The organism is Pedobacter nutrimenti (assembly GCF_032678445.1).
Taxonomy (GTDB): Bacteria; Bacteroidota; Bacteroidia; order Sphingobacteriales; family Sphingobacteriaceae; genus Pedobacter; species Pedobacter nutrimenti_A.
Window position 1 is genome coordinate 499,858 of the sequence record NZ_JAVTSQ010000003.1, and the last position, 11,665, is coordinate 511,522.

General features: G+C 41.0%; 9 protein-coding genes. 3 read left to right on the plus strand and 6 right to left on the minus strand.

All coding sequences use genetic code 11. The annotated features are described in order from the left end of the window. Positions 1–167: 167 nt before the first annotated feature. The 3 genes from R2S08_RS07410 to R2S08_RS07420 form a co-directional block, all read right to left on the minus strand. A complete protein-coding gene (locus tag R2S08_RS07410; protein ID WP_316834564.1) occupies positions 168–887 on the minus strand; it encodes a phytanoyl-CoA dioxygenase family protein in 720 nt (239 codons plus the stop codon). 89 nt (positions 888–976) lie between these two features. Continuing rightward, positions 977–3,256 carry a catalase/peroxidase HPI gene (katG, locus tag R2S08_RS07415; protein ID WP_316834565.1) on the minus strand — a complete coding sequence of 760 codons (2,280 nt, stop codon included), beginning with the start codon at positions 3,254–3,256 and terminating at the stop codon, positions 977–979. Between the two features lie 130 nt (positions 3,257–3,386). Next, a complete protein-coding gene (locus tag R2S08_RS07420; RefSeq protein WP_316834566.1) occupies positions 3,387–4,877 on the minus strand; it encodes a hypothetical protein in 1,491 nt (496 codons plus the stop codon). A gap of 236 nt (positions 4,878–5,113) precedes the next feature. Here R2S08_RS07420 and R2S08_RS07425 point away from each other — a divergent pair, with 236 nt between their 5' ends. Then, positions 5,114–6,973: a hypothetical protein gene (locus R2S08_RS07425; protein WP_316834567.1), complete on the plus strand. Its 1,860-nt coding sequence runs from the start codon at positions 5,114–5,116 to the stop codon at positions 6,971–6,973. A 2-nt stretch (positions 6,974–6,975) separates the two neighbouring features. Here the strand turns inward: R2S08_RS07425 and R2S08_RS07430 are convergent, their stop codons facing one another. Continuing rightward, positions 6,976–7,626, minus strand: a complete 651-nt coding sequence (locus tag R2S08_RS07430; RefSeq protein WP_316834568.1) for a family 16 glycoside hydrolase — start codon at positions 7,624–7,626, stop codon at positions 6,976–6,978. Positions 7,627–7,809: 183 nt separating this feature from the next. After that, entirely contained in the window at positions 7,810–8,754 is a 945-nt protein-coding gene (locus tag R2S08_RS07435; RefSeq protein WP_316834569.1) for an NADP-dependent oxidoreductase, read from the minus strand. An 84-nt stretch (positions 8,755–8,838) separates the two neighbouring features. On the opposite strand from R2S08_RS07435, the gene R2S08_RS07440 reads away from it, so the two are divergent. Together R2S08_RS07440 and R2S08_RS07445 are read left to right on the plus strand one after the other, a co-directional pair. After that, a complete protein-coding gene (locus R2S08_RS07440) occupies positions 8,839–9,684 on the plus strand; it encodes an AraC family transcriptional regulator (protein ID WP_316834570.1) in 846 nt (281 codons plus the stop codon). Positions 9,685–9,777: 93 nt separating this feature from the next. Further along, on the plus strand, positions 9,778–11,286 hold the full coding sequence (locus R2S08_RS07445) for an alpha/beta fold hydrolase (RefSeq protein ID WP_316834571.1): 1,509 nt from the start codon (positions 9,778–9,780) through the stop codon (positions 11,284–11,286). 3 nt (positions 11,287–11,289) lie between these two features. Here R2S08_RS07445 and R2S08_RS07450 read toward each other — a convergent pair whose 3' ends face one another. Continuing rightward, positions 11,290–11,541, minus strand: coding sequence for a hypothetical protein (locus R2S08_RS07450; protein WP_108553869.1), 252 nt, complete (start codon positions 11,539–11,541; stop codon positions 11,290–11,292). Between the last annotated feature and the right edge of the window lie 124 nt (positions 11,542–11,665).

The window sequence follows — 11,665 nt, forward strand, 5'->3', positions numbered from 1 at the left end:
TTTGCCTCAAAAATGTATCTAATCCTACCTTCTTCATAACCCTTCTATAAAGGAATATGCTTGTAGCTTTAATACAGCTATGGGGAAGTGGGTATGAGATGGTGAATTCTGTAAACGGCATTCCCAAAAGGGTTGTACAATTATACTTCTCCTCTAATTTGCGGTCTTTACAGATTAATACGTTCTATCCATTTTAAATCAGGATGTAATTCCTGATTACAAAACTCGATGTGAATTACCCTTCTTTTATGATTACTGGTCGTTCTGCTGGAGCTATGCATTAACAAAGGCTTCATAATCATAATTCCCCCTTTAGGTACATTGCAGCTAACTTCAGATTCAATAGACCAGTCGATATCTTCAGATCTGTAAATCTCTTTTAAATGTGATCCGGGTATAACTTTTAATGCTCCATTGTTTTCATCCGTATCGTCAAGATGTATACGAACGGTATAGATTTTCTTTAAAATATCCAGGGGAGGTTGAACGGCAAATTGATTTTGCTTTACGGTCCACATTCCATATCCTTCCAATTCTACCTTCTTGTCAACAGAAATAGTGAGGTCCTGATGGTAGGATACAAACCAGTTAGATTGTTCGGGCTTATCAAAATAGATTGACTTTACAATGCAGTAGTCTTTTCCAAAAAGATCTTGAATCAAGGCTTTAAAGTCAGCAGTAAAGATCAATTCGATTGCACCTGGCAATTCCTTTAAAAATTGCCTGATGGCAAACAAATCTGCAGATTTCCTGAATGTTTTTCCAGACGTATCTGCCTGATCAATCACCTGTACCAACTGTTTAACCTGTTGTTCCGTAAAGATATCCGGAATCATTACAAAGCCATCATTTTCAATTTTTGCTGTATAAGAATCGAGCTTTAACATTAAAACGAAGATACAGATTCTATCGATAGAACAAATCAAAAAGGCACCGTGTTCCGGTGCCTTTTTAGATATATTACTAGAAGTCGATCTTATTGATGAAGATCAAACCGGTCCAGGTTCATCACTTTATTCCAGGTGGCTACAAAATCTTTTACAAACTTAGCCTGGGCATCGGTACTTCCATATACTTCGGCAATAGCTCTGAGTTCTGCGTTAGATCCGAGTACAAGGTCTGCACGAGTTGCCGTCCATTTTGGTTGTCCGGTGGAACGGGTACTGCCTATATATAGTTCTTTGTCTTCCGAAGCTGCTTTCCATGCCGTATTCATATCAAGCAAATTGATAAAGAAATCGTTGGTCAGCTGGCCTGGCCTTTGAGTGAAAACTCCATTTTTTGAACCGTCGAAATTTGTATCCAGCACACGTAAACCACCAATAAGCACCGTTAATTCTGGAGCGGTTAGCGTCAATAAATTGGCTTTATCGATCAGGAACTTCTCTGTAGAAACTGTAAATCTTGATTTACCATAATTGCGGAAGCCATCTGCTACCGGCTCCAGGTAACCAAACGATTCTACATCAGTTTGTTCCTGAGAAGCATCCATACGACCGGGTATAAAGGGAACTGTAATTGAACTTCCCGCAGCTGCCGCTGCTTGTTCGATACCTGCATCACCGCCCAATACAATCAGATCCGCAAGCGAAACTTTCTTGCCATCTGCCTGCGACCCGTTAAAGTCTTTTTGAATGCCTTCCAGTACGTTCAGTACTTTTTGTAGCTGTGTTGGGTTATTAACTTTCCAGTCTTTTTGAGGGGCCAGGCGAATGCGGGCGCCATTGGCACCACCACGTTTATCGGTACCGCGGAAGGTGGAAGCTGAAGCCCATGCGGTAGAAACCAGTTCAGCGATACTCAGTCCGGAGGACAATACTTTTGCTTTCAATGCAGCAATGTCGTTCTCATTGACCAGTGGGTGGTTCACTGCTGGAATTGGATCCTGCCAAAGTAGCTCTTCCTGTGGTACATCAGGACCCAGGTAGCGTTCTTTTGGTCCCATATCGCGGTGCGTTAACTTATACCATGCACGGGCAAAAGCATCAGCAAACTGATCCGGGTTTTCCAGGAAACGTCTTGATATCTTTTCATAAGCCGGGTCGAATCTCAGAGAAAGATCGGTGGTAAGCATTGCTGGCAAATGTTTTTTTGAACCGTCAAATGCATCGGGAATAATGGCTTCTGCATCTTTTGCTACCCATTGATGCGCGCCTGCCGGGCTTTTGGTGAGTTCCCATTCAAAACCGAACAAGTTTTCGAAGAAGTTATTGCTCCATTGGGTTGGTGTTTTTGTCCAGATTACTTCCAGGCCACTTGTAATGGCATCTGCGCCTTTACCTGAACCATAACTGTTGCTCCATCCAAATCCCTGGGCTTCCAATCCGGCTGCCTCAGGTTCTTTACCTACATGATCTGCCGAAGCAGCGCCATGGGTCTTACCAAAACTATGTCCTCCTGCAATAAGAGCAACCGTTTCCTCATCATCCATGGCCATGCGACTAAAAGTATCCCTGATGTCTTTGGCCGCAGCAATTGGATCAGGATTGCCATCGGGTCCTTCAGGATTCACATAAATCAATCCCATTTGTACAGCAGCAAGTGGATTTTCCAGGTTACGGGAGTGAATGTCACCATCCTTATCATCATCAGTAACAACTACGCCATGTGCTTTATCTGCACCTTCAGAACCATGTGCATAACGGATGTCGCCGCCTAGCCAGGTCGTTTCTGAACCCCAGTATACGGATTCATCTGCCTCCCAGGCATCTTCGCGTCCACCGGCAAAACCAAAGGTTTTAAAGCCCATGGATTCCAAAGCGATATTGCCTGTAAGAATGATTAAATCGGCCCACGAGATCTTGCGGCCATATTTTTGTTTTATTGGCCAAAGCAATCTGCGGGCTTTGTCAAGACTTACATTATCTGGCCAGCTGTTTAGAGGTGCAAAACGTTGCAGTCCTGCTCCTGCACCTCCACGGCCGTCTCCTACCCGATAGGTTCCGGCACTGTGCCATGCCATACGGATAAACAAACCACCATAATGACCAAAGTCTGCCGGCCACCAGTCTTGTGAATCTGTCATGAGCGCATGGAGATCACTTTTTACCGCTTCCAGATCCAGGCTGTTAAAGGCTTCGGCATAGCTAAAGTCTTCATCCATCGGGTTAGACAAAGGCGAATGCTGACGCAGAATGCTGAGTTTTAACTGATCGGGCCACCAGTCGTTGTTCCTGGTTCCCCCACCGCCAACGTTGTCCTTCAAGGTGCCATTATGAAATGGGCATTTGCTGATGTCATTTGATCCGTTTTCCATTTTAATACTATTTTTAGATAAATACTTAATTCTCTTCTTTGAGTTGATATAAAGTTATAACATTAGATAAAACAATCACAATCAATTAATTCTATAGTGCAATAGCTTCCAACTATTAGAGTAATCTCTTTTACCAATTCCAAAATGCGTCCGCATATTTATCCTCCGCCGGGTCAATAATTTCTTCAAAAGGCTCCTCTACGGGTTCTAGACCAAAATTTTCCATCAGCCATTCGATATAGGCTTCTATGTTGTTGCTCGTTGCATAGCTGTCTCTGTCATTACTCAGTTTAAAAGTTTCACCATCCAGCACAGGTTCTATATCATAGGTGAGCAGACGCAAGAACTGCAATACATTTTCGGCAACCACATCTCTGCCATTTTCTATGTCTAAAACCACAACAGGCATATCTTTAGTTTCCTTACCGGATCCATCATCCCAAAGGGCATAAATTGCACCAAAACTGGTCGCTCTGGCAAAAGGAATAATAGCTTTCTGAAAAGCTTCGTTCTCACTCCAGTTTCTTAAAATGGATAGGTCATATCCCCTCAAGAGGAAATATTGTGCGTAATTGGGATGGTCTTGCTGGAAGTCATATAAAAGAACCAACTCCCGGGGGACTTCCCTTCCTTGAAAATTCTTTTCAAAAGCACTAAAACTCCTGTATTTCTGCAGGCCCTCAAATCCCTCATCCACATCAATATCGTATTTTATTAAAAAGTCGTACAGACTATCGGCAAACTGATCGCTTGCAGCTTTGAGAATAAGATCAGCCTCTTCGTCTGTTGTCACAGGATCCAGTTCTAAGCTTGCTTTTAACCACTGTACAAATGCTTCCCGGTTTTCGCTTTCTTCCTCGCGCCATTCTCCTTTATAGAAATAGACGGAATCCCAACCTACGGTGATTTCGACATCGTAGCTCAGCAGCCGGAGGAAGTCCTCCGTATTTTTTGCCACCGGATGTATCCCTCCTTCGTCACCAAAAACCACAACAGGACATTTGTCGAGGTTTTCATTAATGACCCAAATCGCGTAGGTACTTCCGCCTGCTGTTGCAGTTGCAAACTCAATAAATGAACGCAGGAAACTTCCTTCTTCTGAATAAGTCTTTAGCCCTGTTTTATCTATCGTGGTCAGACAGAAACCATCAGCGTAAGTACCTCCGCCATGCTCGCTTTCAAATTCAAATAATCTTTCCAGATCATAAGGTACTCCATAGATGCCAAACTGTTTCTCAAATGCGGCGTAACTATCCTCTTCCAAATCACCTTCCTCTTCTGCTTTTTCTATATAATCTACAATGGCGGTCCAGGTTTGCCAGGCAAATTGTCTAATATGCTCCGGACTGGCCGCCTCCAGAATTTTAAAGCTATCTTCTTTATTTTCCCGATAAAATGTAAACAAAAAGTCAGATTCTATTCGCATAGAGATGCAGAGACCATTATCGTGTAAAATAAAAATGCTATTGCCCATCTGATCACCATCCGCGTCGATATATGGTTTCTTGATCGTGATTTCCGCGTTGCCGAACTCCAGATCCAGCCCACTGTTGTCATGGGCAGGAACGGCATCTGAGTTAATGATTCTGGTAAAGTTGCTGATATAGAAATCGTATTTCATGGTCATGATTTTTTGTTAAAACAAGATTTAGTTTCTCCATATGGTTTCCCCTAATTTAAGTTTCATAAAAACAGGCAGCAAGTTTCAGCAGGTTACAAAGTATCTACCTCCAGTACAAAGGCATCTACAATATGTCTACATAGCCCATAAACAATTCACAAACAACAAATTACAAGCCTATATTTTTCTCCGTATTGCACAGGCTCTTATCATTTTATAATTAAATTTGAGAACTTATGAAATATTTAATCTACCTATTTTCTGTTCTGTTTTGCCTGACGATCCCCGTGATTGGCTTTGCCCAAACGGAGTTAACGGATAGCTTGACCGCTGTTTTGAAAAATCCTTCCCTGGCCGAAAAAGAAAAACCTGTATTGTTAAATCAACTGGCCGAAATATACAGAACCAACAAGAACTATGGGCTTGCGGAGAGCAAGGCCGGTGAAAGTGCCAGGATTGCATTGCAGAATAAAGATTATACCGATGCGGTAAAAGCCTACACGCTACTGGTCAATATCAAAACCTCTACCGGACAACTTTCATCGGCAAAACGAACCAGCGATTCTACATTAGTTCTGGCTAAAAAGGCTAAGGACCCTGTCGCCATGGCCTATGCTTATTATGCGCAGGTTCTGGTCTATAAAATTTTAGACGATGCACAAAATGTGGTGAAGTTCTGCGGTCTCGCCTTAAAACAACTGGAAAAAAAATCAGATCCTTATATCGCATCCAAAATATATTACAGGCTGTATGCCGTTTATTCTGGCTGGAACAATGAAGCAAAAGCAAATTTGTATGCTTCAAAAGCTACTGAAAATGTGCTTCTAACCACCGATTATAATCATTTAAGTAATTGTTACACGGCATTATCTGTTGCCCATGAGTACAACTACAATACTTCCAAAAACAAGGCCGAGCTGGATAGCGTTCTGTTTTATCTTAAAAAATCGGAAATGCTTTATCATCAATATCCCGGTCATGTGGCCAATCATACTTATGCGATAGCTTGTATTGATATTGCAAGCTTCTACCTCAGATACTTTTCTCCAACTGACCTACAGGCAAAAGACCAGGCCATGCATTATGCCAATACGGCCATATCGGTTTTAAAGGGTGTGGATAACAGCCAGGAAATACTGGCCAGTGGTTTAGGTATATTGAGTGAATATGCAAAACGGGCTGCAGATTATGGTCAGCAGGAATCGTATTTATTACAGGCATATGAAGTGATAAAAACTGGGAAACCTATTTATTATTATACCATGCTGAATGTAGTGCAGGCTTTAGCTGATTTTTATGAAAAGAAGGGTGATCTTAAAAAGGCTATAGATTTTCAGAAAGAGATCACCACTTATACCCTAAAGAGCTTTAATGAAAAACAAGCTTTAAATGCCCAGAAACTGGAAATACAATACGAAACCGAAAAAAAAAACAATGAGATGAATCTGCTCAAAGAAAGAGAGCAGAGTCATAAACGGCAGAACTATTTATATGCCTGCGTGGCAGTGATTTCTTTTTTTGGCTTACTGTTTATGTTCCGGTCTTATCATTTCAAATTGCGTTACTCTTTACAACTGGAGAAACAGCTTGATCTGGAAAAGCAGGATTCTGCTCTTAAGGTTAAACTGGAACAGGAAGAACAGGCCAGGCTAAAAGCAGAACAGCAATTACTGGAGACCCAGCAGCTGCAATTAAAAAAGGAAGCGATGGCCAATGTGTTACAACTGGAACATAAAAACCAGATGCTGCTTCAGATAAAGGAAAAACTGAATGATGGAAACCCGGTCAATATGCAAAAACTCTGGAAGGAAGAAATGGTGCTGGACAGTGATTTTGAAGATGCTAAAATGCAGATACAGAAGGTTCATCCTGATTTTTTCAGCCTGATTAATCATAAAGCGGGAAAGAAGCTCAGTGCACTGGACCTAAAGCTTTGTGCATACATTTATCTTAAAATGGATACCCGGCAAATTGCCCAGATGATGCATATCGAAGCCAAAAGCGTTCGAATGAGCAAATACAGGATCAAACAAAAGTTAGGCCTGGACAAAGAAGAAGACCTGAATGTTTACTTACAAGAAATGGGAACTGTATAGTCTTATTTCCTGGAAATTTTAAGGTTTCTGAAAATCCCCGGGGAGTCATCGCCTGTAAAAAAGCCTATTTTTCCGGATTTCAGATCGCCCAAGGAAGTGATTTCTAAACAAGGCCGTGTCTGATCATTGGTAAATACACTGATTTTACCCGCTTCAACTTTAATCCTGACTTTAAACCATTCATTTGGATCAAGGTTTTCGCCAACAGGCTGCTCATATTGTAGCGGATGATGATCTCTTAAAACTTCCCAATCGTAATTTGGAAGCGAGACATATTGGACTGCATGTTTTTTGCGCAGTTCATCTGTTGTTCTGAAATTAAATGGGCGGAAATAGATGGCTTCATAGTTCTTTTCATTTTTGATATGGAACGCGAAGCCAACAAAACTTTTTTGATGGACATCCTGCCCTTTGACTTCAAATTGAATTTCCCCGTTTTCAAAAGTGGGATACTTGATCATTATAATTCCGCCCCCAGGCCCTGGATTAACAGATAGAATATGCTGTTTATCTACAACATTCATACTAATGGTTCGATTGATGGTGGTCGTTACCTTGGAGATATCGACATTTTCCAGCTTTTGGGCATATAGGTTTGTACTGACTGAAAAGCTAAGGATCGAAAGAATAAGCAGGAAATTGAATTTGTGCATGTCTATTGTTTTCCATTTTCATTCAAGCCTTGTGCCAGATAAATTTATAGGGTATAGAAGGGCTTCGAGCTCATAGCCTACTTAAACGTTGTTCGTAAATGAACATTGGCATGTACATTTACGAACAATGAAAAAGATATAAGCTTTCTAAAACGAAAGTTCGAAGCGTCTGTTATGGCCCGATTAAATGGCATTGACAGTAACCACAATTTTCCCCTGTGTTCTGCCTGTTTCAAGAGCACGGTGCGCATCTGCCATTTGTTCAAAATCAAACACCTCAGAAACATGAGACTTCAGTGTTCCATTTTCCAGCAGTCTGGCAATTTGCTGCATGTTATGCCCGCTCGATTCTACCATAGTAAAGTATCCATTAATCCCCATTGCTTTTGCTTTTTCTGCAACGGCTTCCCTCAATCCGGAGGGAATACTGATGATGGTACCACCCCTTTTAATCACTTTTAAAGATTTGTCAATATTTTCACCTCCTATGGCATCCAGCACAAAATCAACGTCACTTGTAAATTGCTCCAAAGGACCTGCTGTATAATCAATATGTTCATCGGCACCCAAACTCAGTACAAATTGTTTTTTTGCTGCGGAGGATGTTCCAATTACATAGGCACCAAGGTGTTTAGCGATCTGCACGGCGTAATGCCCAACTCCTCCTGCTGCTGCATGGATCAAAACGCGGTCTCCGGCTTTAATTTTAGCATGATCTACCAACACCTGCCAGGCCGTTAGGGCGGCTAAGGTAGCTGCTGCTGCATCCGTATGACTGGTTTGCTTTGGCTTTAAAGCCAATTGATTTGCAGGCGCCACTACGTATTCTGCATAGGCTTTACCATGGCCGGGAAAGTTGACCATTCCAAATACTTCATCGCCTGCTTTAAATTCTTCAGATTTGGACGCCTCTACAATTCCAGAGATGTCCCAGCCAAGGATCATCGGATGTTCATCTTTGATCTTTCCTGCCACTCCTTTTCCTTCGCGGGTTTTTATATCTACAGGATTAATGCTGATGGCTTTAACTTTTACCAATACTTCCTGATCTTTTATTTCCGGGATCTGCAGTTCCTGAACTTGTAACTGAGCTGTGGATCCAAATTCTTTTAAAATGATTGCTTTCATTGTATTCTGTTTTATACGTCAAAATTAGCGGTGTTTTTACAAATTCATTTGTACATTCGTTCGTTAAATCAGTAATTTTACACCATGCATAAGGAAAGTTTATATGAACCCTTTGAGATTGTTTTTAAAGAATTGAATGAATGCCCTAAAAAGGCTCATGAACATACTTTCTTTGAATTGGTTTATATTGTTTCGGGTACCGGACAACAATGTATTAATAAAAATAAATTTTCTTATCACAAAGGGCATATGTTTCTGATCACACCAGACGACTGCCATTCTTTCGACATTGAAGAAACTACCCAGTTTTTGTTCATCCGGTTTAACAATATTTATATCAGGAACAATGTCTTGCCTCAAGACCATATCCAGAAGCTGGAGTTTATATTGCAGCATGCCAATCATCAGCCTGGCTGCATACTCAAAAATCAGGTAGATAAAACATTGGTAGAACCGATGATCAATGCAATTATACGGGAATACGTTAACCGGGACCTGTACAATAAAGAACTCATCCGTCAGTTGGTGAACACATTAATTGTAGTTGTGGCCAGAAATATCGCAAAATCTCTACCCGAAAAAATTAATGAGCAATCGGAAGAAAAGGCACTTGATATTTTGGAATATATACAGAGTAATATTTATACGCCGGAAAAACTCACAGCCGAACATCTCGGCGCATCGTTTGGGATTTCAGAATCCTATCTGGGTCGCTATTTTAAAAAGCATGCCAATGAGACGCTGCAGGACTATGTGACTCGGTATAAATTAAAGCTGATTGAAAACAGGCTGTTGCATAGTGAATTTCGTATTGGTGAAATTGCAAGAGAATTCAATTTTACAGATGAAAGCCATTTGAACAGAATTTTTAAGAAGTATAAGGGAGCAAGTCCATCGGCTTATCGTAAAGCAAGAAAACCGGTGGCTTGATCAATAGGTTTCTGATATTTCTCAAGAGTCTATCAAAATAAGCAATCGTGATGCAACTATTTTTATAACTTAACGTCTAATGGCTAAATGGTTATGAAAAAACTCTTTATCCTACATTTGCTCCTGTATTGCCTGGCCGGTCATACTATTGCCCAGAAAAGATATGTACCGAAGATAGAATCTTGCAATTGCCGGTTTCTGATGGACAGCAATTTTGTGAAGACCGCGCCTGCTTCGCTTAAATTATCCTTTTCCACGCCCTTTGAGAAGATAGACAGCAGTTTTAAAACCAGATGCGGTTACCTTATTGTTCCGGAAAACAGGTCAAAGAAATCATCCCGAATGATCAAACTCCCTTTTATTGTGGTGGAGAGCAAGAACCCTGATAAAAGAAAAGATCCCTTATTATTTACGGCTGGCGGCCCGGGAGGGAGCTCTTTATCCTGGGCTATTGGTGCAACAAAAAGTGAAATCATCAAAGATCGTGATTGTATCGCTTTTGAGCAACGCGGCACACGCTATGCTGTACCTCATTTAAGGGCATTTGACCTAGATCTTGCCATTAAAGAGTCCTACCGCAAAAACCTCAATAAGGACAGTATGGTCCTGGTTGGCCTGAAAAAATATAAACAGACTCTCGAGGCCAAAGGAATTGACCTTTCCGGATACAATACCGATGAAACGATTAGCGACATCCATGATTTACTGACCGTTCTTAAAATTGATTCTGTCAATTTATATGGTGCTTCCTATAGTGGCGGCCTTATGACTGCTGTATTAAAGAAAGACCCAACACGGATCAGGTCGCTCGTCCTGGATTCTCCATTGCCAATTTTCACACCTATTGATGAAGATGAACCTGTTAATTTTAACGAGGCCCTGAATGTATTATTTAGTCATGTAGAGCGGGATTCTACAGACAGACAATTATATGGGAATCTTAAACATCGGTTTCTGGATTACTTTAATGGTATCGCCAATAAAATATTTTATCAGTCTTATCTTGAAAAAGGAACAACCGATTCTGTTAAGATAGCTTACACAAAAAACGAGTTGCTGGCAGAAATTATGAATGCCATGTCTAACAACATGAAGAGAAAAGAGGTCCCTTTTATGCTAACCGAGATGATCAGAGGGCACCATCAGGTGTATATTCAGACCTTTCTTGATAATCTATTCCAAAAAAACCAGGCCCCGGATGGCATGCGAATTTCAGCCTATTGTGCAGATCAAAGTACCTATCACAGCGAGGAAGTGATACAGCAGATCTATAGCATATACCCTTATTTAACGGGCTACCGCATTAATGATGTGATTAAGCCTATGTGTGATTGCTGGAAAGTTCCCCCAGTTAAAGCGACGACCAAAGAGCCTTACTATTCTCTAAAGCCAATTTTGCTTGGTGATGGCGAGATGGATCCGAATTGCCGGCCTATCTATATTCAAAGAATAAACCATTATATGCCCAACGGACAAAGTTTTTTGTTTATCAACAGAGGGCATGGTGTTGGTAGCAAAGACTGGTATGATATGGTTCTTCAGTTTTTGAACCATCCCTATAAAAAAATCTCTCCGCCAAATGAAGGAATAGTGCGTATTTAATATTTATCTCCAGTTTTTACCTTTAATCAGGTAACTCACTGTATTAAAAACGATGGATTTTCGGGCACAAAAATCAAGGACCGTTTTCCTGCCCTGAGCACCAATACCTTTAATTACATTTAAGTCTTTAGGATGCAGGAAGGATAGATCTGGTACCTTCACGATTCCAGCATTGATCAGTGCGTTCCTGGTTAACACAGAAAATTCGTCGACATCCTTGATGAGTTCTTTTTGCAAATTTACTTTTCGTATCATATTCTAATATTTGTATGATCTGTTCCGTATGTCCCGGTCCATCGGCAAAAATCTACCGCTGAAACAGATGAAAATTATTAAATAATAGCTTTCCAGATCTTCTTAACTCAACGCAAACGTTTGC